The following is a 24,482-nucleotide window of genomic DNA, read 5'->3' as shown; positions in this document are numbered from 1 at the left end:
CGCCGGGGCGTGCGTCGGCAGCGGCCCCATGCGGACCGATGGGATTCCGGCGCTGCACAACCTCAGCGATCCGCACGATTTCCGTCGGAACCCGTCTCTGCGGTCTGAGGTTGCGCGGTTCGCTGACTTCGCACGTCGGCATCTCACTCCCGTCCCCGCACAACCTCAGCGATCCGCACGCCCTCCGTCGGCATCCGTCGCTGCTGTCTGACATTGCGCGATTCAGCGACTTTCGGCGTCAGGCATCTCGCTCCCGCCCCGCACAACCTCAGCGATCCGCACGACCTCCGTGATCCGCACGACCTCAGTGATCTCCACGACCTCCGTCGGCATCCCCCTCTGCCGTCTGAGGTTGCACGATTCGGCGACTTCGCGCGCCGGGCATCTCGCTCCCGCCCCCGCACAACCTCAGCGATCCGCACGACCTCCGTCGGCGTCCCTCTCTGCTGCCTGACATTGCGCGATTCAGCGACTTTCGGTGTCAGGCATCTCACTCGCGTCCCCGCACAACCTCAGCGATCCGCACGACCTCCGTCAGCATCCGTCGCTGCTGTCTGACATTGCGCGATTCGGCGACCTCGCCCGTCAGGCATCCCGCTCCCGTCCCCGCACAACATGCGTAATTCGGCGGCTTTCGGCGTCAGGCATCTCGCGCCTGTCCCCGCACAACCTCAGCGATCCGCACGACCTCCGTCGGCATCCGTCTCTGCTGTCTGAAACTGCGCGGTTCGCTGACTTCGCGCGTCGGGCATCTCGCTCCCGTCCCCGCACAACCTCAGCGACGCGCACGGCCTCCGTCGGCCATCGCCTGCGGCCGTGCGTGATCGGCACGGCCGCCGCGCCCGTCATCTCACGGGCCTTCTGCAGCGCCTCGAGGATCTGCCGCCTGAGGGTGCGCGCCTCGCTGAGCCAGCGCGAGGTCGGACCACCCGCTCACGCCTTGTGCAGCCCCTGCGCCACGGCGTGCATGATCTTCTCCTGCACCTCGGGCCATCGGTTCATCACCTGGTCGTATCCCACCCGGATGACGTGATAGCCGAGCAGCATCAGCTCGGTGTCGTGTCGGATGTCCTCGGCGCGCTGCGCCCCGACGTGGTGCCCGCCGTCGACTTGGAGGACGAGTCGATCTCCGATGAGGAAGTCGACGCGATGGCCGGAGATCCAGGTCTGGGGGCGGATCGGCAGGCCCAGCCACCGTAACCGGACGATGACGAAGGTCTCGAGACCGGAGTCGGCCCACGGGGACGCCTCCCGAACCAGGTGCTTGGCGGAGCCGGTCCAGGGCAGACGGCGCAGGTGGGAGATATCCACCGCCTTCTTGTTCAGCGCGGAGTCCCAGATCGCGCGTGCGGACTCGTACGGTTGACATGAGGCGACAGTGAGCAGGATGTTCTCGATGTCGTCTTCGAGCAGATCCGGGTGACGTGGAACGATGGCCCGCTGCCAGTGCACGACGGCGGCAGGACCGACGACTCGCCCCCGACCGGGATATGCGACGTGAGGCTTGTCCGGACGTGCGGCGATCCACAGACCACGCCTCTCGGCGGCCGTGACGCACGACAGTACGACGCCCGTTCGCGCCGCGGACACCAGGTGCGCATCGGCGGAAGGGAGGGCGATCCAGTCTCGCCGGACCCGCAGAACGAGTCCTCGCTCGAGCGCTTGGGAGATGCGGTGCCGGCTGTGCCCCTCGCGGACGAGACGGGATGGGCGAACGACTCCCCCGAGTTCAGCGGTTCGTGTCGCGACGGCGTGAGCGGGGTCGTTGTGCATAGGCGACATGGTCGCCCGCGCGGCGAGGTGAAAACGCTTCGCGGACGAACCTGTGGATGAAAAACACCCTGGGGAGGAATGGCGACGTGGATCGCGCGCGTCCGCGCAGCCTCCATGACTCGCGCAAAATCCGTCGAGATGCGCCAGTGCGGGCTGAGCCTGCGCGAATCGCTGAGGTCACGCGACAGGCGCGGCGAAAGGGCGCACGATCTCGGCGCATCGCGCAACGTCAGTGATCTGCACAGCCTCACGGGCCTCGGCCTGCCGCCACTGAACATGCGCGAATCACCGAGCTTGTACAACCACCCCCACGCACCCTCAGCGATCCGCGCAACCTCCGCCCGCGCCCGCCTGCCGCCACTGAACATGCGCGAATCACCGAGCTCGTGCAACCACCCGCACACCATCCCACGCACCCTCAGCGATCCGCACAACCTCCGCCCGCGCCCACCTGCCGCCACCGAACATGCGCGAATCGCCGAGCTTGTACAACCGCCCGCACACCATCCCCACGCACCCTCAGCGATCCGCACAGCCTCACAGGCCTAGACCTGCCGCCACTGAACATGCGCGAATCGCCGAGCTTGTGCAACCGCCCGCACACCACCCCCACGCACCCTCAGCGATCCGCGCAACCTCCGCCCGCGTCCACCTGCCGCCACTGAACATGCGCGAATCGCCGAGCTTGTGCAACCGCCCGCACACCATCCCCACGCACCCTCAGCGATCCGCACAACTTCCGTCGGCGTCCGCCCCGATGGACTGAATCTGCGTCACGCACCGAACGAGCGCCGAACACGGGCCCGCGGAAGGCCCCGCGGCTCGCATCGCCCCGGTATCCTGGATGCCGCACCCATCAGGCACGCTCACACAGTGCCGCCCATATCGCTCGAGGAGTACCCCTATGGCCACCATTCCCGACAAGCCCGCCCTGGAAGGCCTCGAGCAGAAGTGGGACGCCGCGTGGAACGAGCGCGGCACCTATGTGTTCGACCGGATCCGCGCCGCCGAGGCCGGTCGTCAGGGGGTCTACTCCGTGGACACCCCGCCGCCGACGGCATCGGGAAGCCTCCACATCGGTCACGTGTTCTCGTTCACGCACACCGACGTGAAGGTGCGCTTCGAGCGCATGCGCGGCAAGACCGTGTTCTACCCGATGGGCTGGGACGACAACGGCCTGCCCACCGAGCGCCGCGTGCAGAACTACTACGGCGTGCGCTGCGACCCCTCGCTCCCCTACGACGCCGACTTCACCCCACCGTTCGCAGGCGGCGACAACAAGAGCAGCAAGGCCGCCGATCAGGTGCCCATCAGCCGCCGCAACTTCATCGAGCTGTGCGAGCAGCTCACGATCGAAGACGAGAAGCAGTTCGAGGAGCTCTTCCGCGAACTGGGCCTGAGCGTCGACTGGACGCAGACCTACCGCACGATCTCCGACGACTCGATCCGCACGAGCCAGTTGGCGTTCCTGCGCAACATCGAGCGCGGCGAGGCGTACCAGTCGATGGCGCCGACGCTGTGGGACGTCGACTTCCGCTCCGCGATCGCGCAGGCCGAGCTCGAGGACCGCGACCAGCCCGCGGCATACCACCGCGTGGGCTTCGCCAAGACCGACGGCTCGGGCGACGTGTTCATCGAGACCACCCGCCCCGAGCTGCTGCCCGCGTGCGTGGCTCTGGTGGCGAACCCCGACGACGAGCGCTACCAGCCGCTTTTCGGCACGACCGTGCGCACCCCGCTGTTCGACGTCGAGGTGCCGGTCCTCGCGCACCCCCTCGCGCAGAAGGACAAGGGATCGGGCATCGCCATGATCTGCACCTTCGGCGACGTGACCGACATCATCTGGTGGCGCGAGCTCGACCTGCCGAACCGCACGATCATCGGCAAGGACGGGCGGATCGTCGCCGAGGCTCCCGACGTGATCGTGACGGATGCCGCGAAGGCGGCGTACGACGAGCTCGCGGGCAAGACCGTGTTCAGCGCCAAGAAGCGCATCGTCGAGCTGCTGCAGGAGTCCGGGGCCATGGAGGGCGCTCCCAAGCCCTTCACGCACCCGGTGAAGTTCTTCGAGAAGGGCGACCGGCCGCTCGAGATCGTGTCGACGCGCCAGTGGTACATCCGCAACGGCGCGCGCGACGCCGAGCTGCGCGAGCGCCTGATCTCGCTCGGTCGCGGGATGTCGTGGCATCCGGACTTCATGCGCGTGCGCTTCGAGAATTGGACGAGCGGCCTCACCGGTGACTGGCTCGTGTCGCGCCAGCGCTTCTTCGGCGTGCCGATCCCGGTCTGGTACGCACTCGACGAGAACGGCGAGCGGGACTACGACCGCGTGCTCACGCCCGGCCTGGCGTCGCTGCCCGTCGACCCGACCACCGACGTGCCCCCGGGCTACACCGAGGACCAGCGGGGCGTCCCCGGCGGCTTCGAGCCCGAGCGCGACATCCTCGACACGTGGGCGACGTCGTCGCTCACCCCGCAGCTGGCGGGCGGTTGGCAGCGCGACGAGGAGCTGTGGAACCTCGTCTCGCCGTTCGACCTGCGCCCGCAGGGCCAGGACATCATCCGCACCTGGCTCTTCTCGACGATGCTGCGAAGCGCCCTCGAAGACGACCGGAGCCCGTGGTCGGATGCCGCCATCTCGGGGTTCATCGTCGACCCCGACCGCAAGAAGATGTCGAAGTCGAAGGGCAACGTCGTCACGCCCGCCGACATTCTCAAGCAGCACGGCTCCGACGCCGTGCGCTATTGGTCGGCGTCGAGCCGCCTCGGCACCGACGCGGCGTTCGACCCGCAGAACCCCACCCAGGTGAAGATCGGTCGGCGCCTCGCGATCAAGCTGCTGAACGCGGCGAAGTTCGTGCTGTCGTTCCCCGTGCCCGAGGGTGCCGAGGTGACGCACGCGCTCGACGCGTCGATGCTCGCGACCCTGGATGCCGTGGTGCGCGACGCGACCACCGCGTTCGAGGCCTACGACCACGCGCGGGCCCTCGAGATCACGGAGTCGTTCTTCTGGACGTTCTGCGACGACTACCTCGAGCTCGTCAAGGAGCGCGCGTACGACCAGACCGACGTGGGCCAGGCCTCGGCGGCGCTCGCGCTGCGCACGGCCCTGTCGACGCTGGTGCGCCTGTTCGCGCCCGTGCTGTCGTTCGCGTCCGAAGAGGTCTGGTCCTGGTTCGAGGAGGGCTCGGTGCACACCGCCGCGTGGCCCGAGCCGCTCGGCATCGAGGGTGATCCCGCGGTGCTCACCGCCGTGAGCGCCGCACTGATCGGCATCCGTCGCGCCAAGACCGAGGCGAAGGCCTCGCAGAAGACGAAGGTCGCCTCGCTCACCGTGTCTGGTCCGCACGTCGAGGCACTGCGCCTCGCCGAGGGCGACCTGCGCGCCGTGGGCCGGATCGAGACGATCTCGTTCGCCGAAGCCGACACCACCACCGTGACCGACATCGTGTTCGCACCCCAGGAGGCCTGATGCAACTCGGAACCCGCTGGACCGCCCGCGAGCAGCCGCCGAAGGCTGTGCCCGAGGCGCTGCACGCGCAGATCGCCGCCGTCGAGGCCGCGCTCAACCCCGACGGCCTCAGCGCCCCCGCCCCGCGGTGGACGCTGACGTTCCTCGAAGGGCGCCCCGTCGCCGAGCTCGACACCGGCGTCATCGTCACCCAGGATGCCGCGGGCGAGGTCGTCGTGCGCTACGACGACGACGCCGAGTTCGCCTGACGAGGACCGCCTCGGAACACAGAGCCCGTCGACGCGTTGGTGCGCCGACGGGCTCTGTGCTTTCGTGCCGAGGACGGCATGTCCGGATGGCGAGTGGTCCGGGGCGGAGCAGAGCCGGGCTGCGGAGGACGAGTCCGCTCGGGTGATCCCCCACCGGCAGACCCTTCTCCCCGAGCGCGCTCGACCCTCAGGTTCCGCGCGCCGAATCGACCTACCGGGGCAGCAGGTACCGCGCGACGTCGCCCGACATCGCCCGGGATGCCGCGATCCCGGCACGACGGGCCGGCTCGGCCTCGACGCGGGCGATGCGTCGGCGAATGCGACGCTCGGCGACGGTCGACATGGCCTGGGCGCTCACGAGGAGGGCGTTTTCGAGGAGCGTCGGCCGGGCGGAGACGGCGATGGTCTGCGTGATGGCGCTCATGCGGAGCCCCTCTCGGTCGGAAGCGGAAAGATGTCGTTGCGGATCGTGACGGGGCGCACGCCGTCGCCGGTCTGGTCGCGGTAGCGGGCCACGGTTTCGTCGACGAGCGCGTGGATCCGCCGGACGAGGTCCTGCGACTGCTCCGCGGTCAACCGGGCGGTCGCGGTCGAGATGATCGCGGCATCCCGCCACTCCTCCGCTTCATCCCAGCCGTGATGGGCGAAATGCATCAACTGCTGATGACGAAGGGTGAGGGTTTCGGACTGCACCGCCTCCATCACGATTCGACCCGCGGGGGTGTTCTGCATGTCGGGGTTGGTGAGCGTCACCATTCCGGCCGGGCGTTCCCACCATCGCTCGCGCGCGGTCCCCCGCCCGGCCACCTCGCGGATGAGGTCGTGTCGAGCCAGAGCCCGGAGGTGATAGCTCGTCGATCCGGTCGACTCGCCCGTGAGTTCGGCGAGGCTGCTCGCCGTCTGAGGGCCGTACTGGCTGAGGATGTCGTACAGCCGCACGCGGAGAGGGTGGGCGAGAGCTCGGAGCGCCCCGGCGTCCAGGACCCGTTCTGCGCGCGGAGACGACTGATCGGTCATACTGCAAAGATATCTTTGCAAGGTATTGTTTGCAACCCTTTCTCTGCACAGGAGCGGTGGAGGCGCATAGGCTGGAGCGATGACGGATGCCGTGAACAATCCCCTCCTCGCGCCGCCCTCGCTCCCCTACGGCCTGCCGCCCTACGGCAGCATCGCCGTCGAGCATTACCTCCCCGCTTTCCGCGTCGCCTTCGCGGCGCAGCGGACCGAGGTCGACGCCATCACCGCCCAGACCGACGCGCCCACCTTCGAGAACACCCTGATCGCCCTAGAACGAAGCGGCGAGCTGCTCGATCGAGTCGCCCGTGCGTTCTACACCGTCGCGTCCGCCGACGGCACTGCAGAGATCCAGGCCGTCGAAGAAGAGCTCGCCCCGCTGATGGCGGCTCACAGCGATGCGATCCAGCTCGACGCAGCGCTCTTCGCCCGCGTCGCCGCCGTGCACGCGCAGCTCGACGCTCTCGACCTCGACGACGAAAGCCGTTACCTCGTCGAGCGCCACCATCGCGAGATGTCGCTCGCCGGCGCCGGACTCGACGACGAACAGAAGCAGCGCCTGACCGACCTCAACCAGCGCCTGTCCGTGCTGACGAACGCATTCGAGAAGAACCTCCTCGCCGACACCAACGACCTCGCCGTCGTCTTCGACACCGCAGCGGAACTCGACGGCCTCAGCGACGGCGAGCTCTCGGCCGCCGCCCAGGCCGCCACCGACCGCGGGCTCGACGGCCGCTACGTCGTCACCCTCACGCTCTACACGGGCCACCCACTCCTCGCCTCGCTGAAGAATCGCGAGAGCCGCCGCCGCCTTCTCGAGGCCTCGCGCTCGCGGGCCATCCGCGGCAACGACCACGACAACCGCCCGGTGCTTCGCGAGATCGTGCGCCTGCGAGCCGAGCGCGCGGCGCTGCTCGGCTATCCCTCGCACGCTGCCGCGGTCCTCGCCGACCAGACGGCGGGATCCCCGGATGCCGTGCGCGACCTGCTCCGTCGACTCGCCGCCCCCGCTGCCGCCAATGCCCGCTCCGAGCAGGAGGCGCTCCAGGCGATCGCCGATGCCGACGGCATCCGGATCGAGGCGCACGATTGGGCGTTCTATACCGAGAAGGTGCGCGCGAAGCGCTACGACCTCGACCGCGCAGCCCTGCGCCCCTGGTTCGAGGTGGAGCGCGTACTGCGCGACGGCGTGTTCTACGCGGCCGAGCAGCTCTATGGCATCCGCATCACCGAGCGTCACGACCTGCACGGCTACCACCCCGACGTCCGCGTGTTCGAGGTGCACAACGCCGACGGCGGTGAGCTCGGGCTGTTCCTGCTCGACCTGTACACCCGCGACACCAAGCGCGGCGGCGCCTGGATGAACTCGATCGTCACGCAGTCGGCCCTCCGCGGCACGGCCCCCGTCGTGGTCAACAACCTGAACGTGAACAAGCCCGCCCCGGGCACCCCGACACTGCTGACCCTGGATGAGGTCACCACCCTCTTCCACGAGTTCGGCCACGCCCTGCACGGCCTGTTCGCCACCGTCACCTACCCGCACTTCGCGGGTACGGCCGTTTACCGCGACTTCGTCGAGTTCCCGAGCCAGGTCAACGAGATGTGGATCCTCTGGCCCGAGATCCTCGCGCACTATGCCCGCCACATCGACACCGGAGAGCCCCTCCCGGCCGACGTCGTCGAGCGGCTGCACGCGTCGGAGGCGTTCAACCAGGGCTTCGCCACGAGCGAGTACCTCGCGGCATCCTGGATCGACCAGGCGTGGCACGCTCTCTCCGTCGACGAGGCCTCGGCCGACATCGACGTCGCGGCGTTCGAGGCAGCGGCCCTCAGCGACATCGGGCTCGACAACCCCGCCGTGCCCACCCGCTACGCCTCGACGTACTTCGCGCACGTGTTCTCCGGCGGCTACAGCGCCGGGTACTACTCGTACATCTGGAGCGAAGTGCTCGACGCCGACACCGTGGAGTGGTTCCGCGAGAACGGCGGACTCACGCGTGACAACGGCGACCGCTTCCGCCTGCGTCTGCTGGGGGTCGGCGGTTCGGGCGATCCGCTCGCCGCCTACCGGGATTTCCGGGGTCGGGATGCCGAGATCCAGCCGCTGCTGGAACGTCGCGGTCTCACGGGCTGAGGCCGGTCGAACCTCGGGCCCGGGCGCGTCGTGCGCTCGGGCCCGATCTCGTCACAGCGCGTACTTGAACCCGATGTGGGAGTCGACGAAGCCGAGCCGCGTGTAGAACCGGTGGGCATCTACGCGCGCGGCGTCGGAGGTCAGCTGCACGAGAGTGGCGCCGGTCGCCGGAGCGGCCACGTCCATGACCCAGCGCATCACGGCGCTGCCGATGCCGCCCGACCGCTGGCTCGACGACACCCGAACCGCCTCGACGAGCAGGCGGGTGGACCCCTGACGTGCCATGCCGGGAATGAGGGTCAGTTGAAGAGTGCCGACCAGCACTCCCCCGGCGTCGTCGACGACGAGCAGGTCGTTCAGCGGGGCGTCCAGAACGCTCCGCAGGGCCGCGTCGTAGGTCGCCTCGTCTGCGGCGTCGGCGCGGTCCCCGCGCGCGGCGCTGATGGGGTCGTCGGCGAGAAGCGTCATCAACGCGGGCAGATCGGCCGGCCTCGCCTGGCGGACGGTCACCTCGCCGATGCGGGTGGTCAGCGTCGCGGGGAGATCGAGGTCGGAGAGCATGATCTCCATCCTGCCGCGTGCGTCAGCGCCAGCCGAGCACCTCGCGCACGACGGCCTGCGACGCCGGTGAACCGTCGTTCTTGATGGAGAGCAGCTTCTCGCTGGAGACGAGGGCCCCCGACGCTCCGTACGCGTCCGAAAGGCCCTGAACCGCCTGACGGACGAGAGGCGCCGCGTCATTGCGATCGGCACCGCCGCGCACCGAATAGTGGGGGTAGACGAGCAGCTCGGTCCCGTCGGCCGTCCGTCGCGCACAGGCGACGACCACGGTCGGAGTCGCTCCTCGCCAGAACTTGGGGAAGAACTCCAAGCCCGTCCCCTCCGCGAAGAACTCGACGACTCCGCGCTTCCACGACTTCGCCACGTCGCCGAGGCGGACGTCATGGGCGGTCCACTCCGAGCCGCTCTCCCGGATCGCGGTGGCGAAGGCGTCGCCTCCGTCGGAGAATCCCGCCGCGATGAGCGCATCTGTGGCGCGGCGGACAGCCGAGGCGGGCTCGTCACGAACGAGCATCCGCGCCCCGCCCCGCGTCAGTCCGTTCCATCTGACGGGACCGACGTGGGCGTCTTCTCCGGATCCGCGCATGATCACAGCGACCACGCCCTCCCCACGGCGTCATCGGCTTCGCGGTAGGCCTGGGCCGCCGTCCGAGCCGCGTCGGCGGCGGCGCGGCCGACATCGGCCAAGCGGTTCATCTCGGAGAGCCAGTCCCCCTGCTTGGCGGCGTACGCGTCAGCCGCGTCGCCCTGCCACCCCCCGAGAAGGGTGTTTCGTGCAGAGGCAAGCGTGGCGGTTTCGGCGGCGGTGCGCTGAACGGCGGCTTCGATGGACGAGGCCGTCTCCACGAGCCGATCGGGTTTGATCGAAAAGGACGTCATGCGCGCGGACTCTCCCTTCACATGTCGCGACGCGCGAGTTCGAGCGCGTCACGGATCTTGGCCAGAGCTTCGGTGTAGCGCTCGTGCGATTGGCGGACGGCGGCGTCGAACTCAGCGTCGGGTGAGGGACGATCGTCCCCCTCCGTGACGTCGTCGTCGACTTCGTCCCACGACTCACGCAGTGCGCGGAGATTCTCGGATGACATCTTCCGCAGAGCCTGGGCGGCAGAAGTCTGGTCCTCGCCGCGGAAGACCGCTTCGAGGCTGGTCTCACCGAGGTCGATGCGCGACTGCACGGTGCGCCACTCCGCGCCCATCTCGCCGGCGCGAGCACGGGCGGCACGATGCTCGTCGGCCTTTCGGCGCTCCTCGGCCTCGATCGCGGCGCGCGCGTTCTCTCGCTCGTCGTCTTCGCGGAGAAGCCGTGCGAAGGTCTCCGCCATCGTGCGGAAGTCGCCGACCAGCCGATCGTCGTCGGGGCCGGGAAGGTGATCCATCATCGGGTCGTCGATGCGTGCCATCAGACTCGCGCCGCCGCTCCGCGCGCCAGGCCCTCGTACAGATCGGCCATGCGCATCGCACTGTCGGTCATCGTGCCGATGTTTCCGACCATCCCCGAAACGAGGTCGTAGATCATGTTGATCCACTTGTACGCCCACCGCGCATCTTGAATCAGGTCGTACACCGCGATTCCCGCTTCGACGGCCGCCACGAGCCAGCCCGCCACGGGAACCGCAGCTTCGGCCGCGATCCGCAGGAGCTTCTGCGCGAGACGGTCGAGGATCTTGAGGATCTTGCCCACAGCCTCCTTGCACAACAGGATCAGCACCTTGATCGCCGTCGCCACGGTGCCCGCGGGTCCTGCCACGACGGTGTGGGCCTGCGACATCACGCCGGCCGCTGCGACGAACGCCTCGGAGCCCTTGCCGGTCCACGACGCGAGGGGCGGGAGAAGCCCCATCGCGTTCTGACCGATCGCGCTCATGGCATCGCCCGCGTGCGTCCAAGCGAACTGCGCCTCGCGCATGCGCTCCCAGTCGCCCGAGAAGGGCTTCGTCACCTCTTCGAGGAGCGAGTAGCCGACGAGCTCTTCGAAGAGCCAGTCCACTCCGCCGAAGATCGGACCCGCCTTCCAGCGGATGCTCTCGATCTCGGGATCCTCTCCCTGGGGTCGAGGGAGGAAGGAGCGCACGTCCTGCTTCTCGGTGACCGTTCGAGACGCGGACAGTCCGTCTCCCACGCGGTCGGAGATTCCCGATGCCGTCCCGTCGGCCCACTCGACGGCCGAGTAGCCGTCCCAGAAGGCTTGGTTGAACAGGTTCCCGTCGGGCTCGCCGTAGCGACTCGACGCCCCGCCCTGCGCAGCGCCAAGAATCGGCGCGGTGCCCGGCGAATAGGGCGGCGTGTCGACGCCGAGCGACGCGGCGACCTGAGCGATCGCTTCGTGCGCCGTCTGCTCGGCAGCGCGATACGCGGCGACCGTCTCGCCCATCCGCTCGGTGCCGATACCGAAGGCCTGCGACGACATGTCGGCGACGCGCTTTCCAACGTCGACGATGCCGTCGCTGATCGGCTGGAACAGTTGCAGAATGAGGCCCAGCTCTCCCGCATTCAGGCGGGCGTACGTTTCGAGGTGTTCCCCGATTGCCTGCCCGTGTCCGGCTTGCCTCTCCAGCACCTGCTGCGCAAGCGACAGCTGGTCGGTATCGACATCCATTCGGTCCCCCCGGTCCGTAGGTGAAGCTGTGAGCGAAGCGGGTTACGCGCTCCGTCGCTTCTGTGCCAGCACGATGGTCGGCTGCGCGCGGTCTTCGACGGCCGCACGCGTGATGACGACCTTAGCGATGTCGTCGGCCGAGGGCACGTCGAACATGATCGGGCCCAGGACGTCTTCGAGGATCGCGCGCAGACCGCGCGCGCCGGTCTTACGCAGGACGGCGAGGTCGGCGATCGCGCGCAGCGCGTCCTCTTCGAACTCGAGCTGCACCCCGTCGAGCTCGAACATGCGCTGGTACTGCTTGACCAGCGCGTTGCGCGGCGCGGTGAGGATCTCCATCAGCGCGTCCTGGTCAAGCGGCGAGACGGATGCCACGACGGGCAGGCGACCGATGAACTCGGGGATCAGACCGAACTTGTGCAGATCTTCGGGAAGCGCCTCGCTGAACAGGTCGGGCGCGTCTTCCTTGCGCTGCAGCGGGGCGCCGAAGCCCACGCCGTGCTTGCCCACGCGGGCGGAGATGATCTCCTCGAGGCCCGCGAAGGCCCCGGCGACGATGAACAGGACGTTCGTCGTGTCGATCTGGATGAACTCCTGGTGCGGGTGCTTGCGGCCGCCCTGCGGCGGGACCGATGCGACGGTTCCCTCGAGGATCTTCAGCAGCGCCTGCTGCACGCCCTCTCCCGAGACGTCGCGCGTGATCGAGGGATTCTCGGCCTTGCGGGCGATCTTGTCGACCTCGTCGATGTAGATGATGCCGGTCTCGGCACGCTTGACGTCGAAGTCGGCGGCCTGCAGCAGTTTGAGGAGGATGTTCTCGACGTCTTCACCGACGTAGCCGGCCTCGGTGAGGGCCGTGGCATCCGCCACCGCGAACGGCACGTTCAGACGCTTCGCGAGCGTCTGGGCGAGGTAGGTCTTACCGCAGCCGGTGGGTCCGAGCAGCAGGATGTTGCTCTTGGCGATGTCGATCTCTTCGGCACGGGCCTCGGCGGGCTGCAGGGTGCCGTGCGAGCGGACGCGCTTGTAGTGGTTGTAGACGGCGACGGCGAGAGCGCGCTTGGCGGACTCCTGACCGACGACGTACTCCTCGAGGAACGAGAAGATCTCGCGCGGCTTCGGCAGGTCGAACTCGGCGACCTCGCCGGCCGACGACTCGGCCATGCGCTCTTCGATGATCTCGTTGCACAGCTCGACGCACTCGTCGCAGATGTAGACGCCCGGACCGGCGATCAGTTGCTGTACCTGCTTCTGGCTCTTGCCGCAGAAGGAGCACTTGAACAGGTCGGCGCTCTCACCGATACGTGCCATGGCCGGTTCCTCCCGTCACCCGGCCCCCGCCGGTGTGTTACCCGAGCCTAACCCGAGCCCGGGTGATCCACGGGCATTCGCGCGCGCGGCGGCGTCATGATCGCCGACGGCGGACACACGGCATCCGGTCACCCACCGGATCTTCGCGCTCCCCGCACCTCTGCGATCGCCACCTCGACGCGGTGCCCGACGGCCCAGAAACCGCATCATGCCGACATCTCCGCCGCCGCTTGTCGTCGGGTGGTCGGCGAGGTGCCGTCTCGCGATCCGTGGGGCCCGCCGCACACGACGAGGCGCCCGCGCCCACGACGAAGCCCCGCAGACCGAAACGGGTCTGCGGGGCTGATCGTGGCGCGAGCACGTCAGGCGGTGAGGGCCGCCGGGGTGCGCTTGCGGGTCGTGAGCACCTGATCGACGATGCCGTACTCCATCGCCTCGGCGGCGGAGAGGATCTTGTCGCGATCGATGTCCTTGTTGACCTTCGCGACGTCCTGGCCGGTGTGGCGCGCCATGGTCTCTTCGAGCCAGGTGCGCATGCGGAGGATCTCCTGCGCCTGGATCTCGATGTCGGACGCCTGTCCGTGACCGGCCTCGCCCATCGCGGGCTGATGAATCAGGATGCGGGCGTTCGGCAGAGCGAGACGCTTGCCGGGGGCACCGGCGGCCAGCAGCACGGATGCCGCGGAGGCTGCCTGTCCGAGCACGACGGTCTGGATCTGCGGCGAGACGTACTGCATCGTGTCGTAGATCGCCGTCATGGCCGTGAACGAACCACCGGGCGAGTTGATGTACATGATGATGTCGCGGTCGGGGTCCTGCGACTCGAGTACGAGAAGCTGCGCCATGACGTCGTCGGCCGACGCGTCGTCGACCTGCACGCCGAGGAAGATCACGCGGTCTTCGAACAGCTTGTTGTACGGGTCCTGACGCTTGTAGCCGTAAGCCGTGCGCTCCTCGAACTGAGGGAGGACGTAGCGGCTCGAGGGCATGTGCGCTGCGGTGCCGCCGAAAGTGGGGATGTTCATGTCGGTGTCCTTTTCCTCTCGGCTCAGACCGCTGCGGTTCCGCCGCCGCCGGTGACGTCGGTGGCGTGCTCGCGCATGTGGTCGACGAAGCCGTACTCGAGAGCTTCCTGGGCGGTGAACCAGCGGTCGCGGTCGCCGTCGGCGTTGATCTGCTCGACGCTCTTGCCGGTCTGCGCCGCGGTGATCTCGGCGAGGCGACGCTTCATGTCGAGGATGAGCTGCGCCTGCGTCTGGATGTCGCTGGACGTGCCGCCGAACCCGCCGTGCGGCTGGTGCAGCAGCACGCGGGCGTTGGGCGTGATGTAGCGCTTGCCCTTGGTGCCGCTGGTGAGCAGAAGCTGACCCATCGAGGCCGCCATGCCGATACCGACGGTGACGATGTCGTTCGGCACGAACTGCATGGTGTCGTAGATCGCCATACCGGCCGTGATCGAGCCACCGGGCGAGTTGATGTAGAGGTAGATGTCCTTCTGCGGGTCTTCTGCGGCAAGCAGCAGGATCTTGGCGCAGATCTCGTTGGCGTTGTCGTCGCGCACCTCGGAACCGAGCCAGATGATGCGGTCCTTGAGCAGTCTGTCGAAGACGCTCGTTGCCATAAGGGGTTCGGGCATGTGTGCTCCTCTTCCGTGATCTGAAACGAATCTACCGGCGCGTTCCAGGGCGGGATGCCGTGTTCGCCGCGGGCGGATCAGCGCGGTTGTTCGGCGATTTCTCGCGCGTATCCGGTCACGGAGCGGGTATAGCGCGGCAGGTGCGGGGCGAGGGCCTGCAGAGCCACGGATGCCGCCCGCTCGGGCTCTGCATTCGACACGAGAGCGAGCGCGTAAAAGGCGGCGGCCGCATCGTGCAGCGGTCCGCGAGGCTCGCGCTCGTACTCGGCCTCGAGCATCGCGAGTGCCTCCGCGGTCTTGCCGAGATTGCGGATCGTGCTCGCGAGCTGGATCGTCGCGCGCGTGCGGCGCTCGTCGTCGAGTCCGAGCTCGAGGGCGCGACGATAGAGCTGCTCGGCCTCGTCCTCGACGCCGGCGGAGTCACGCGCTCCGGCTCGCTCGAACAGCGCGACCGCGTCATCCGCGGGCCGCTCGGCAGCCAGCGCGTCGATGCGTTCGATCACGGCCTCAGGGCTGAGCGCCTCATCGGCCCAGACGGCATCCACTCGGCTCTGCCAGTCGTTCATCGCACGTGCTCTCTCTCCTGTTGAGTGTCCACAACACCCGGATATTTCTGAAACGTGTCCGGGTGTTCTGGACACTCACGTGCACCAGGCTCCGCCACCGATCCGACACGCCGTCGACTGTCCAGAACACCCGGACCGATTCGACGATGGTCCGGGTGTTCTGGACACTCGACACGCCGCAGCGGCGTGCGCGGCTTCCGGGAACGAAAAAAGGGGGCGGATGCCATGGCATCCGCCCCCTCGTCTCGACTTACTCGCTGTCTGCGGCCTCGTCGGCGACCTTCTTCTTCGCCGGCGCGCGCTTCTTGGCGGGAGCCTTCGCGGGCGCTTCCTCGGCGGCGGGAGCCTCGTCGGCGGCGGGCTCGGCGGCCTTCTTCTTGGCGGGGGCGCGCTTCTTGGCGGGAGCCTTCGCGGGAGCTTCCTCGGCGGCGGGAGCCTCGTCGGCGTCGTCGTCGCCTTCGGCGGGCTCTTCACCCTCGACGGCGACGAAGCCGGTCAGGTCGACGGGCTTGCCGTTGGTGTCGACGACCGAAACCTTGCCGAGCGCGATCGCGAGGGCCTTGTTGCGGGCGACCTCACCGACGAGCGCGGGCAGCTGATTGCCCTGCTGCAGCGCGTTGACGAAGTCCTGCGGCGCCATGTTGTACTGCGCGGCCGACTGGATGAGGTACTGCGTCAGTTCGTCCTGCGATACCTGGACGTTGGCGTCTTCGGCGATCTTGTCGAGGACCATCTGCGTGCGGAACTGCTTCTCGCTCGCCTCGGTGACCTCGGCGCGGTGCTCGTCGTCTTCGAGACGGTTCTCGCCCTCGAGGTGCTGGTGCACCTCGTCCTCGATGAGCTGCGGGGGCACGGGGATCTCGACGGCCTCGAGGAGCGCCTCGATGAACTTGTCGCGCGCGGCGGAGCCCTGCGTGAACACGGACTGCTGCGAGACGCGCTCGCTCAGCGACTCGCGGAGCTCGGCGATGGTGTCGAACTCCGATGCCATCTGCGCGAAGTCGTCGTCGGCCTCGGGAAGCTCGCGCTCCTTGACGGCGGTGATGGTGACCGAGACCTCGGCCTCTTCACCGGCGTGCTCGCCACCGACCAGCTTCGAGCGGAACGTGGTCTGCTCGTCTGCCGTGAGCGACTCGATGGCCTCGTCGATGCCCTCGAGCAGCTCGCCGGAGCCGATCTCGTACGACACGCCTTCGGCGCGGTCGATCTCGTTGCCATCGATCGTGGCGACGAGGTCGAGCTCGACGAAGTCACCCGTCTTGGCGGGGCGGTCGACCGTGATGAGCGTGCCGAAGCGCGCGCGCAGGCGGTCGAGTTCGGCGTCGATGCCGGCCTCGTCGACCTCGGCGGCGTCGACGGTCACCGTGATCGAGTCGTACGCGGGAAGGTCGAACTCGGGACGCACGTCGACCTCGACGTCGACGATCAGGTCGCCGGAGAAGTCCTTGAGCTCGGGGAGCTCCACGATCTCGGCGTTGGGACGACCGATCACTCGCAGCTCGTTGGCCTCGACGGCCTCGCGGTAGAACCCGTCGAGACCCTCGTTGACGGCGTGCTCGATGACGGCACCGCGGCCCATGCGCTGGTCGATGATCGGCGCGGGGACCTTGCCCTTACGGAAACCGGGGATCTGCACGTCACGGGCGATGTGCTCGTAGGCGTGGGCGATGCTCGGCTTGAGCTCGTCGGGCGAAACCGTGATGTGCAGCTTGACCCGGGTGGGGCTGAGCTTCTCGACGGTGCTGTTGACCATGCGGTTCGTTCTCCTCGTGTGGCCCGCGCGCACGCGGGGGCCGGCTAGGCCTGTGGTCTGTGGGGCCGTGACGTCGGGGCGACAGGATTTGAACCTGCGGCCTCCCGCTCCCAAAGCGGGCGCTCTACCAAGCTGAGCTACGCCCCGGGGCGGCGCGCGGCACGCGCCGACGAAACGACCGCTGAAAGTCTAGTCGATCCCCTCGGCTACGCCGATTTCACCGGCCCCCTTGCGGACGAGGACGATCGGATGCCAACTCCCCCGCGTTCGCGAGGCGCCTCCAGGTGTCGTAGAGTGGAGGTCGTCCGACTTCCCGGTTCGTCAAAAACCGCGGAAATCTGGGGCTGTAGCTTAGTGGTAAAGCCTCTGTCTTCCAAACAGATGATGCGAGTTCGATTCTCGTCAGCCCCTCCACATTCCGCGAGCGAGAGATTCGTCGTTGCGATTTTCTCCTCACGACCTCAGTGCAGCCTGAAACGATTCCGGCAGCACGACGTTCGCGCCCGCACCCGCGAAGAAGGCCGCCACCTGTTGCGGACGATAGCCGGCAATCCCGCATCCGACCTCGGTCACGAGGAACCGCAGTTCGGAATGCGTCCGCGCGAACGCCAAGAAGCGCCGGGCCTGCTCTTCCAGAACGCCGAGCCCCGACATCGTGTCGATGCCGTACGACCGGCCTTGGAGACCCTCACTCTGCCCCCACACCGCGCCGAAGCGGTCCAGGGCGAAACGCGCTGCCCCGCCCCCGTGAGCGCCCGCGGCGTTCGAGCCGAAGACGAAGATCTCGTTCGGTTCCAGAGACGTGATCTGCATTCGGCGAGATTACGCCGACCGCACGCCGCGAGACAGCTCAGCCGACCGATATCGCCGGGGTGTCGGCATCCGGGGTCGGTGTCGCCGAGGCGTGGCGAGCGGTGTGGGCGAGGTAGGTCTGCGCATTCCGCAGGATGCCGTCGCGCTCCTCGTCGGTCAGGGCGCGACGCACCTTGCCGGGGACGCCCGCGACCAGTGAGCCCGCGGGGATGACGGCGCCCTCCAGCACCACCGCTCCCCCGGCGACAAGGCATCCGGGTCCGATCTCGGCCCCCGACAGCACGACGCTGCCCATCCCGATCAACGTGCCGTCGCCGATGGTGCAGCCGTGCACGACGGCGTTGTGCCCCACCGAGACATCGGCCCCGATGGTGACCGGCCGTCCGCGGTCGACATGAACAGACACGTTGTCCTGCAGGTTGCTGCGGGGCCCGACCGTGATCGACGCGCTATCGCCGCGCACGACGGCGTTGTACCAGACGCTTGCTCCCTCCTGCAGAGTCACCGCCCCGATGATGCGCGCACCGGATGCCACGAAAGCCGTGTCGTGGAGGCTCGGAGCAGCGTCGGGAAGGGTTAGGACAGCGGCATCGGGGGCGATCGGCATGGGCCGAGGCTAACGCGTCCGGGGCTCGGCGTTGACGAACGATGCGGCGGCCCGCCGAGGGGTCGGGCTCGACACGAACCCGCTGGGCGCGACGTGCGAGAGCAAGCAATCCCTGCGCGAGCGAATCCCGACGGTCGTTGCTCGGACGTGCTGCGCGCCCGCCGACGCCGGTGCGGACGCGGCTTGGGCGAATCGATACCGGGTGCGGCACCCGTCGCGGGAAGTGCTGAAAGTAGGTGAGGTTTGCCTATTCACCAGGTATTTAGCCGAGCCTCATCTTGCTTGCGGAATGCTCTCACGTGAGTAGCGTTGCATCCATCGAGACTTCGAACGTCGCCTAAGGAGCAAAAAAATGAGCACCGTTCAGACCCCCGCCGCCACCACCGTCGACCCCACCATGGCCGCCGGTACCGCCCAGTTCCTCTCCCCCGTCGTGATCGGCCTCGAGGCCCTCGTCGTCAACGGCAAGCAGGCGCACTGGCACGTCCGCGGCTCCAACTTCATCGGCGTGCACGAGCTGCTCGACTCGGTGGTCGCCCACGCGCAGGACTGGGCCGACCTGGCCGCCGAGCGCATCGTCGCCCTGGGGCTTCCCATCGACTCGCGCCTGTCGACGGTCGCCGCCAAGGCCAAGGCCACCGAGGTTCCCGCCGGGTTCGCGCAGTCCGACGTCGTCATCCGCGCGGTGATCGCTGACATCGACGCCGTGCTCGTCGACATCGAGACCGCCATCGAGGGCCTCGACGAGATCGACATGTCGAGCCAGGACGTCGCGATCGAGATCAAGCGCGGTCTCGACAAGGACCGCTGGTTCCTCTTCGCGCACCTCGCCGCGTAAGACGTCTCTGCGAAGGGGGCGGTGCTTCGGCATCGCCCCCTTCGTCGTTTCCGCACGCGGGAGCCGCCGAGAGTCGGCTCCTGTCGGCGAACGCGCGAAGGCGACGGGTAGCCCCGCGCGGAAGAGTTCAGACGCCGTGCGTTACGCGTCCGGCCAGGAGCGTCGTGCGCACCGGCATCGACCGAAGGCCCCGCTCGTCGGCCGTGAGCGGATCCGCGCCGACGATGACCAGGTCTGCGACCGCGCCGGGTGAAATCTCCGCCGCGGCCGTCGAACCCCCGGCGGTGGATGCCGCGATGGCGGTGTCGATGTCCACCCGCTGGTGCGGCTGCCACGCGTCCCGACCATCGCGCGTGCGGAAGATCGCCGACGCCATGGCTGCCCAGGGATCGAGGGGCGCGACCGGCGCGTCGGAGCCGAAGCGCAGGTTGGCGCCGCTGTCGGCGAGGGCGCGGAGCGGGTAGGGCTGGGCGGATTGCTCGGCCCAGATGGCATCCGTCATGTCCCGATCATCCAGCGCGTGTTCGGGCTGCACGCTCGCGGCGACTCCCAGACGGGCGAAGCGCGGAATGTCGGCGTGCGCGACGAGCTGGGCGTGCTCGATCGTGCCGACCGCGCCGGTGCGGGCGTAGGCGTCGAGGGCGTGGGCGTTCGCGAGATCACCGATCGCGTGGATCGCGCACTCCAGCCCCGCGGCCGTCGCGCGCGTCATCATCTCGACGAGCTCGTCCGGCGGCACCGTGAGCAGGCCGTGATTGCCGACCTCGCCCGGATAGTGGTGAGCGCAAGCGGCGGTTCGGGTCCCCAGCGAGCCGTCGGTGATCGCCTTGAGCGGTCCGACGCGAACGAGGCCGTTCCTCGACCCGCGGACGGGGTCGCCGGTGCGCAGTCCTTCGGCGATGGCGCGGTCGAGGTCCTGCGGATACGTTCCGTACGACACCCTCAGCGCGTCGAACCCACGTGCGGAGCGTCGCTGCCACGGCTCGTCGTTCCAGGTCATGTCGAGGTCGACGAGGCCGACGACGCCACGCGCCGCCGCCGCGTGCGCCATCCGCTCGACGGCCGCGTCCGCCACTTCGGGGGCAACGGCGTTGAGCCGCCGCGAGATCTCGAACGCGTCCTCTTCGACGACGACCCCGGATGCCACGGGCTCGAAGCCCTCGCGACGGAAGGCCGCCGTGTTCATCCACACGCTGTGCACGTCGGCGTTGATCAGATAGGTAGGGACGCCGCCGGTCGTGGCATCCAGCACGTCGAGGCTCGGCGAATCGGGCCAGAGGCCGTCGCGGAAGCCCGTGCCGATACGGCGCCCGTCGGTCTCGGGGGCCAGGGCCATGATCGCGGCGGCGTCGCGCGCGTTCGCCACCTCGCCGAGGGCGACGCGGTCGGCGGCGAGAGCCCATTGCAACACGTGCACGTGGTGGTCCCACAGCCCCGGGAGGAGCCACCCGCCCTCACCGTCGACGACGAAGCCGGTGGGCCGCAGGTTTCCCGTGGGAGCGATGTCGGCGATGAGCCCATCGGCGACGACGATGTCGACCGGCTCGGTGGTGGGGAGGAACTCCCGCCCCGGGCCGGCCACCCGCACCGCACGGACGAACTCCGCCTCCTCGCCGATCACGGACGGACCCGGGCGTCGGCGGCGCGCCGCATCTCGTCGGCGAGCTCGTGGCGCCCCTCGGCGGTCAGACCGTCGATGATCGTCTCGACGACCTCGACCGTGCGGTTCTGGCTGAGCTTGCGCTTGGCCGTCACGTGCGTCGGAGTGAGGCGGAACCCCACCGTGCCCCGCTCGAGGCGCTCGACGAACGTGACGTCGTTCGGCAGCGTGTAGAGGCCGCGGGCGTCGTCTCCGTGACCTTCGAATCGGTCGACCAGTCTGTCGAGGACGCGCAAGTTCTCTTCGGGAGAAAGAAGTTCCGGGATGCCACGGAGATGGGCCGAGACGAAGTTCCACGTGGGCACGGCCGCCACCTCGCCGTACCAGCGCGGTGTGATGTAGCCGTGCGGGCCTTGAACAACGACGAGCAGTTCACGAGCGCCGAGACCGAGGATCGCGTCGTCGGGCTTGCCGACGTGCCCCACGATCGTGAGGTCGTCGCGGTCTTCGTCGAGCATGACGGCGTAGTGCGAGGCGACGAGGCCCTCCTCGCCCTGGCTGACGAGAGTGACCCACGGGTTGAGATCGATGAGACGGCGGATCTCACCGACGTCGGTCATCGCGAAGCTCGGGTTCTGACGCACCGGATCAGCCTAGAACGCGGGGAGCCGGCGCTACGACAGGCTCAACGACTCGGACGCCCACGCGGCTACGCCTGGCAGTTCGGGCACCAGTAGAGCTTGCGCCCCGCGGCCTCTTCCATCAGCACCGTCGTCCCGCACACCCGGCAGGGCAGCCCCGCCCGGTGGTACACCCAGTGCCGGTCGTCGCGGTGGGCCATCGCGCGACGGTAGGCCTCGGGGTCGAGGTCGTCCATCGTCATCATCTGACCGGTCTCGACGCCGATCGGCAGAAGCCGGGCCCAATCGCGCCACAGCCCTCGCACGACCTCTTCCGGCACGTCGCGACCGGGGGTGTGCGGGTTCTGCCGTGCGCGGAAGAGCAACTCGGCGCGGTAGACGTTGCCGATCCCGCTGACGACGGACTGGTCCATGAGCAGCAGGCCGATGGCCGTGGGCTTCTTGCGCACGGTCGCCGTGAACTGCTCCTCGCCCTCGGCGAGGTCGTCGACGAGCGGATCGGGCCCGAGCTTGGCGATCGTCGCCGCCACCTCGTCGGGCGTCTGCAGCGCGCACGCGGTCGGTCCGCGCAGGTCGGCGCAGGTCGTCTCGGTCAGCAGACGCAGCCGCACCGCGCCGACGACGGGCGGCGGCCACTCCGTCTGCTCTTCGAGCCCGGTCGTCTGCTCCGACATCCGCACGCGAGTACGCCGCGGGGCCCCGATCGAGCTCAGCGAGTTCTCGCCCGCCGCATCCAAGATGGGCTCGTCGTCGAGCACGGTGCCGCGCTGATTCGTCTGGCCCATCCGGCCGTTGGCCGAGGCGATCGTGGCGTCGACGACCACCTCACCCGAGAAGTCCCATGCGCCGTACATGCCGAGATGGACGCGCAACCACACGTCGCCGTCGAACCGGAGGAACATCTGCTTCGCCACGGCGCGGACCTCGAGCGCCTCGCGGCCGTCGATCACCGCAGCACCCTCGACGAAACGCCCCTGAGGACTGGATGCCGCGACGGTCCGGCCCACGATGTTGCGCTCGAACTGACGCGCGATGCGGTGGACGGAATGCCCTTCGGGCATCAGCCTGCCTCGGGGTCGAACGAGTCGCTGGCGTCGGTCATCGTGTTCGGCTTCTCGCCGGCGCGAGGGTCGGGCAACAGCACTCCGTCCTGCTCGTAGGCGGCGAGCTGGCCGATACGGCGCGCGTGGCGCTCTTCGCCCGAGAAGGGGGTGGCGATGAAACGGTCGATGAACGACGCGGCCTCGTCGAAGGTGTGCTGACGCGCACCGATCGAGATGACGTTGGCGTCGTTGTGCTCGCGGGCGAGCTCTGCCGTGGAGATGTTCCACACGAGCGCGGCGCGCACTCCGAGCACCTTGTTCGCGGCGATCTGCTCGCCGTTGCCCGAACCGCCGAACACGACCCCGAGGACGTCGACGCCCGCGGCCTGGTCGCGGACGACCGCCTGAGCTGCGCGGATGCAGAACGAGGGGTAGTCGTCGAGAGCGTCGTACTCGATCGGACCGTGGTCGATGACCTCGTGGCCCTGCTCGGCGAGGTGGTGCTGGATCTGGGTGGAGAACTCGAGACCGGCGTGATCGGTGCCGATGTGGATACGCATGCCGCAAGTCTATTGAGAGGGTCCGACATCGCGGGCGGACATGACGACGCCGCCCGCTCCTCGAAAGGAACGGGCGGCGTCGAGGATGATCAGGGGCGCAGCCCCGCGGCGACGGGCTTGAAGCCGGCACGGATGTTCTCGCAGCATCCGGGGCGGCAGACGTCGTACCAGGGACCGAGGTCGGTGAGGTGGGGTCGCTCCGACTTCGGCGTGCCCTTCAGCCGCTCTTCCACGAGGTCGACCAAGCCCGAGACGTACGCCGGGTCGATGCCCGGAGTCGGCGTGCGCACCGCGCGGATACCGGCTTCTTCGGCCGCCTCCATGGCCTCGGTGTCGAGGTCCCAGAGCACCTCCATGTGGTCGCTGACGAAGCCGAGCGGCACGATCACCACGGCCTCGGCGCCGCGTCCAGGCAACTCCGCGATGACGTCGTTGACGTCGGGCTCGAGCCAGGGCTGCGTGGGCGGGCCCGAGCGCGACTGGTAGACGAGCTCCCACTCGACGTCGGCGACGGCGGCGGCCACCTCGGCCATGACGAAGGCGGCGACGGCCTTGTGCTGCGCCTCATAGGCCCCGCCCTCGCCGAGGTCGACGTCGCGGGGGCCCGAACGCTGCGCGTCGGCGGTGGGGATGGAGTGCGTCGAGAACAGCACACGGATCTTCTCGGGCGCGATTCCGTCGGCGACGTACGCCGAAACGGCATCCGTCACTCCACGCACGAACGTGGTGACGAAGCCGGGGTGGTCGAAGAACTGGCGGACCTTGTCGATGGTCACGGTCTCGCCGAGGCCGGTCGCCTCGAGAACGCGCGCGTAGTCCTCGCGGTACTGGCGGCAGCTCGAGAACGAGCTGTAGGCGCTCGTCGCGATGGCCAGCAGAGTCGTGTCTCCGGCCTCGGCTGCCTCTGTCACGGCCTCTTCGAGATACGGCTCCCAGTTGCGGTTGCCCCAGTAGACCGGAAGACCCAGGCCGCGTTCTGCGATCTCGGCCTCGAGCGCGGCCTTCAACTCGCGGTTGTGCTGGTTGATGGGGCTCACCCCGCCGAAGTGCCGGTAGTGGTGTGCCACCTCTTCGAGGCGTTCGTCGGGGATGCCGCGCCCGCGCGTGACGTTGCGCAGGAACGGGATGACGTCGTCTTGGCCCTCGGGCCCGCCGAAGCCGGCGAGGAGGATGCCGTCGTATGCCACCGGCGTCTCGACCCACTTGGGTCCGGACGCTGCGGCGGACGACGCGTAAAGGACGGTGTCAGGGCTGGTGTCCGTGTCGGTCGTGCTCACGATCACATCTTCCCACCTGGCTGACGAGCGCGAGGCGAG

Annotated in this window: 24 protein-coding genes and 2 tRNA genes; 5 read left to right on the top strand and 21 right to left on the bottom strand. The window is 68.6% G+C overall.

The features are described from left to right. Window positions 1-933: 933 nt before the first annotated feature. On the bottom strand, window positions 934-1,590 hold the full coding sequence (locus QE454_RS13200; RefSeq protein ID WP_307460749.1) for an endonuclease domain-containing protein: 657 nt from the start codon (window positions 1,588-1,590) through the stop codon (window positions 934-936). A gap of 1,087 nt (window positions 1,591-2,677) precedes the next feature. On the opposite strand from QE454_RS13200, the gene valS reads away from it, so the two are divergent. After that, on the top strand, window positions 2,678-5,245 hold the full coding sequence (valS, locus tag QE454_RS13195; protein WP_307460752.1) for a valine--tRNA ligase: 2,568 nt from the start codon (window positions 2,678-2,680) through the stop codon (window positions 5,243-5,245). Then, the gene (locus QE454_RS13190) at window positions 5,245-5,493 is read left to right on the top strand and encodes a hypothetical protein (protein WP_115918078.1); all 249 of its coding nucleotides are present in this window, start codon (window positions 5,245-5,247) and stop codon (window positions 5,491-5,493) included. Before valS ends, QE454_RS13190 begins: the two co-directional genes overlap by 1 nt. A gap of 211 nt (window positions 5,494-5,704) precedes the next feature. On the opposite strand, the gene QE454_RS13185 is transcribed toward QE454_RS13190, so the two are convergent. Next, window positions 5,705-5,917, bottom strand: a complete 213-nt coding sequence (locus tag QE454_RS13185) for a hypothetical protein (protein WP_210074805.1) — start codon at window positions 5,915-5,917, stop codon at window positions 5,705-5,707. Beyond that, window positions 5,914-6,510, bottom strand: a complete 597-nt coding sequence (locus QE454_RS13180; protein WP_307460756.1) for a helix-turn-helix domain-containing protein — start codon at window positions 6,508-6,510, stop codon at window positions 5,914-5,916. Before QE454_RS13180 ends, QE454_RS13185 begins: the two co-directional genes overlap by 4 nt. Window positions 6,511-6,589: 79 nt before the next feature. Between QE454_RS13180 and QE454_RS13175 the strand changes: the two genes are divergently transcribed. Then, window positions 6,590-8,641 (top strand): M3 family metallopeptidase, encoded by a 2,052-nt coding sequence (locus QE454_RS13175; protein WP_307460759.1) that lies wholly within the window; start codon window positions 6,590-6,592, stop codon window positions 8,639-8,641. Between the two features lie 51 nt (window positions 8,642-8,692). On the opposite strand, the gene QE454_RS13170 is transcribed toward QE454_RS13175, so the two are convergent. The 11 genes from QE454_RS13170 to QE454_RS13120 form a co-directional block, all read right to left on the bottom strand. After that, complete coding sequence (locus QE454_RS13170; protein ID WP_307460761.1) at window positions 8,693-9,202, bottom strand: GNAT family N-acetyltransferase; 510 nt, start codon at window positions 9,200-9,202, stop codon at window positions 8,693-8,695. 22 nt (window positions 9,203-9,224) lie between these two features. Further along, window positions 9,225-9,716: a hypothetical protein gene (locus QE454_RS13165; protein ID WP_141377785.1), complete on the bottom strand. Its 492-nt coding sequence runs from the start codon at window positions 9,714-9,716 to the stop codon at window positions 9,225-9,227. 74 nt (window positions 9,717-9,790) lie between these two features. Further along, the gene (locus QE454_RS13160; protein WP_210074795.1) at window positions 9,791-10,081 is read right to left on the bottom strand and encodes a WXG100 family type VII secretion target; all 291 of its coding nucleotides are present in this window, start codon (window positions 10,079-10,081) and stop codon (window positions 9,791-9,793) included. Window positions 10,082-10,098: 17 nt separating this feature from the next. Beyond that, window positions 10,099-10,602: a hypothetical protein gene (locus tag QE454_RS13155; protein ID WP_307460766.1), complete on the bottom strand. Its 504-nt coding sequence runs from the start codon at window positions 10,600-10,602 to the stop codon at window positions 10,099-10,101. Next, window positions 10,602-11,798, bottom strand: coding sequence for a hypothetical protein (locus QE454_RS13150; protein ID WP_307460767.1), 1,197 nt, complete (start codon window positions 11,796-11,798; stop codon window positions 10,602-10,604). The genes QE454_RS13155 and QE454_RS13150 overlap by 1 nt, the downstream gene beginning before the upstream one ends. 42 nt (window positions 11,799-11,840) lie before the next feature. Continuing rightward, window positions 11,841-13,109, bottom strand: coding sequence for an ATP-dependent Clp protease ATP-binding subunit ClpX (gene clpX / locus QE454_RS13145; RefSeq protein WP_210074790.1), 1,269 nt, complete (start codon window positions 13,107-13,109; stop codon window positions 11,841-11,843). Between the two features lie 362 nt (window positions 13,110-13,471). Then, complete coding sequence (locus QE454_RS13140; RefSeq protein WP_267787155.1) at window positions 13,472-14,134, bottom strand: ATP-dependent Clp protease proteolytic subunit; 663 nt, start codon at window positions 14,132-14,134, stop codon at window positions 13,472-13,474. Between the two features lie 23 nt (window positions 14,135-14,157). Continuing rightward, window positions 14,158-14,745: an ATP-dependent Clp protease proteolytic subunit gene (locus tag QE454_RS13135; RefSeq protein ID WP_174799692.1), complete on the bottom strand. Its 588-nt coding sequence runs from the start codon at window positions 14,743-14,745 to the stop codon at window positions 14,158-14,160. A gap of 77 nt (window positions 14,746-14,822) precedes the next feature. Then, window positions 14,823-15,311 carry a tetratricopeptide repeat protein gene (locus tag QE454_RS13130; protein ID WP_307460771.1) on the bottom strand — a complete coding sequence of 163 codons (489 nt, stop codon included), beginning with the start codon at window positions 15,309-15,311 and terminating at the stop codon, window positions 14,823-14,825. A gap of 250 nt (window positions 15,312-15,561) precedes the next feature. After that, a complete protein-coding gene (tig, locus tag QE454_RS13125; RefSeq protein ID WP_210074785.1) occupies window positions 15,562-17,064 on the bottom strand; it encodes a trigger factor in 1,503 nt (500 codons plus the stop codon). Window positions 17,065-17,137: 73 nt separating this feature from the next. Continuing rightward, a tRNA-Pro gene (locus QE454_RS13120) sits at window positions 17,138-17,211 on the bottom strand. Window positions 17,212-17,404: 193 nt separating this feature from the next. Between QE454_RS13120 and QE454_RS13115 the strand changes: the two genes are divergently transcribed. After that, window positions 17,405-17,478: transfer RNA gene (locus tag QE454_RS13115), tRNA-Gly, on the top strand. A 39-nt stretch (window positions 17,479-17,517) separates the two neighbouring features. On the opposite strand, the gene QE454_RS13110 is transcribed toward QE454_RS13115, so the two are convergent. Then, window positions 17,518-17,877, bottom strand: coding sequence for a hypothetical protein (locus tag QE454_RS13110; protein WP_307460774.1), 360 nt, complete (start codon window positions 17,875-17,877; stop codon window positions 17,518-17,520). A gap of 37 nt (window positions 17,878-17,914) precedes the next feature. Beyond that, the gene (locus QE454_RS13105) at window positions 17,915-18,484 is read right to left on the bottom strand and encodes a gamma carbonic anhydrase family protein (RefSeq protein WP_307460778.1); all 570 of its coding nucleotides are present in this window, start codon (window positions 18,482-18,484) and stop codon (window positions 17,915-17,917) included. Between the two features lie 352 nt (window positions 18,485-18,836). Here QE454_RS13105 and QE454_RS13100 point away from each other — a divergent pair, with 352 nt between their 5' ends. After that, a complete protein-coding gene (locus QE454_RS13100) occupies window positions 18,837-19,322 on the top strand; it encodes a Dps family protein (RefSeq protein WP_210074780.1) in 486 nt (161 codons plus the stop codon). Between the two features lie 127 nt (window positions 19,323-19,449). On the opposite strand, the gene QE454_RS13095 is transcribed toward QE454_RS13100, so the two are convergent. The 5 genes from QE454_RS13095 to QE454_RS13075 form a co-directional block, all read right to left on the bottom strand. Continuing rightward, window positions 19,450-20,943 carry an amidohydrolase gene (locus tag QE454_RS13095; protein ID WP_373459413.1) on the bottom strand — a complete coding sequence of 498 codons (1,494 nt, stop codon included), beginning with the start codon at window positions 20,941-20,943 and terminating at the stop codon, window positions 19,450-19,452. Next, window positions 20,940-21,566, bottom strand: coding sequence for an FMN-binding negative transcriptional regulator (locus QE454_RS13090; RefSeq protein WP_307317036.1), 627 nt, complete (start codon window positions 21,564-21,566; stop codon window positions 20,940-20,942). Before QE454_RS13090 ends, QE454_RS13095 begins: the two co-directional genes overlap by 4 nt. 65 nt (window positions 21,567-21,631) lie before the next feature. Next, a complete protein-coding gene (locus QE454_RS13085) occupies window positions 21,632-22,624 on the bottom strand; it encodes an Fpg/Nei family DNA glycosylase (RefSeq protein WP_307460781.1) in 993 nt (330 codons plus the stop codon). Next, window positions 22,624-23,166 carry a ribose-5-phosphate isomerase gene (locus QE454_RS13080; RefSeq protein ID WP_307460784.1) on the bottom strand — a complete coding sequence of 181 codons (543 nt, stop codon included), beginning with the start codon at window positions 23,164-23,166 and terminating at the stop codon, window positions 22,624-22,626. The genes QE454_RS13085 and QE454_RS13080 overlap by 1 nt, the downstream gene beginning before the upstream one ends. Before the next feature lie 89 nt (window positions 23,167-23,255). Beyond that, window positions 23,256-24,443: a ferrochelatase gene (locus QE454_RS13075; protein WP_307460787.1), complete on the bottom strand. Its 1,188-nt coding sequence runs from the start codon at window positions 24,441-24,443 to the stop codon at window positions 23,256-23,258. Window positions 24,444-24,482 lie beyond the last annotated feature (39 nt).

Source organism: Microbacterium sp. SORGH_AS_0454, from assembly GCF_031453395.1.
In the GTDB taxonomy this organism is placed as follows: Bacteria; Actinomycetota; Actinomycetes; order Actinomycetales; family Microbacteriaceae; genus Microbacterium.
Note: the sequence above shows the minus strand (reverse complement) of the source record. Positions and strands in the feature narration are given on the sequence as shown.

Excerpts from the sequence above, each read along its gene's own strand:
- valS (WP_307460752.1), top strand. The coding sequence starts at position 2,678 with ATGGCCACCATTCCCGACAAGCCCGCCCTGGAAGGCCTCGAGCAGAAG.
- QE454_RS13190 (WP_115918078.1), top strand. The coding sequence starts at position 5,245 with ATGCAACTCGGAACCCGCTGGACCGCCCGCGAGCAGCCGCCGAAGGCT.
- QE454_RS13185 (WP_210074805.1), bottom strand. The coding sequence starts at position 5,917 with ATGAGCGCCATCACGCAGACCATCGCCGTCTCCGCCCGGCCGACGCTC.
- QE454_RS13180 (WP_307460756.1), bottom strand. The coding sequence starts at position 6,510 with ATGACCGATCAGTCGTCTCCGCGCGCAGAACGGGTCCTGGACGCCGGG.
- QE454_RS13175 (WP_307460759.1), top strand. The coding sequence starts at position 6,590 with ATGACGGATGCCGTGAACAATCCCCTCCTCGCGCCGCCCTCGCTCCCC.
- QE454_RS13170 (WP_307460761.1), bottom strand. The coding sequence starts at position 9,202 with ATGCTCTCCGACCTCGATCTCCCCGCGACGCTGACCACCCGCATCGGC.
- QE454_RS13165 (WP_141377785.1), bottom strand. The coding sequence starts at position 9,716 with ATGCTCGTTCGTGACGAGCCCGCCTCGGCTGTCCGCCGCGCCACAGAT.
- QE454_RS13160 (WP_210074795.1), bottom strand. The coding sequence starts at position 10,081 with ATGACGTCCTTTTCGATCAAACCCGATCGGCTCGTGGAGACGGCCTCG.
- QE454_RS13155 (WP_307460766.1), bottom strand. The coding sequence starts at position 10,602 with ATGGCACGCATCGACGACCCGATGATGGATCACCTTCCCGGCCCCGAC.
- QE454_RS13150 (WP_307460767.1), bottom strand. The coding sequence starts at position 11,798 with ATGGATGTCGATACCGACCAGCTGTCGCTTGCGCAGCAGGTGCTGGAG.
- clpX (WP_210074790.1), bottom strand. The coding sequence starts at position 13,109 with ATGGCACGTATCGGTGAGAGCGCCGACCTGTTCAAGTGCTCCTTCTGC.
- QE454_RS13140 (WP_267787155.1), bottom strand. The coding sequence starts at position 14,134 with ATGAACATCCCCACTTTCGGCGGCACCGCAGCGCACATGCCCTCGAGC.
- QE454_RS13135 (WP_174799692.1), bottom strand. The coding sequence starts at position 14,745 with ATGCCCGAACCCCTTATGGCAACGAGCGTCTTCGACAGACTGCTCAAG.
- QE454_RS13130 (WP_307460771.1), bottom strand. The coding sequence starts at position 15,311 with ATGAACGACTGGCAGAGCCGAGTGGATGCCGTCTGGGCCGATGAGGCG.
- tig (WP_210074785.1), bottom strand. The coding sequence starts at position 17,064 with ATGGTCAACAGCACCGTCGAGAAGCTCAGCCCCACCCGGGTCAAGCTG.
- QE454_RS13110 (WP_307460774.1), bottom strand. The coding sequence starts at position 17,877 with ATGCAGATCACGTCTCTGGAACCGAACGAGATCTTCGTCTTCGGCTCG.
- QE454_RS13105 (WP_307460778.1), bottom strand. The coding sequence starts at position 18,484 with ATGCCGATCGCCCCCGATGCCGCTGTCCTAACCCTTCCCGACGCTGCT.
- QE454_RS13100 (WP_210074780.1), top strand. The coding sequence starts at position 18,837 with ATGAGCACCGTTCAGACCCCCGCCGCCACCACCGTCGACCCCACCATG.
- QE454_RS13085 (WP_307460781.1), bottom strand. The coding sequence starts at position 22,624 with ATGCCCGAAGGGCATTCCGTCCACCGCATCGCGCGTCAGTTCGAGCGC.
- QE454_RS13080 (WP_307460784.1), bottom strand. The coding sequence starts at position 23,166 with ATGCGTATCCACATCGGCACCGATCACGCCGGTCTCGAGTTCTCCACC.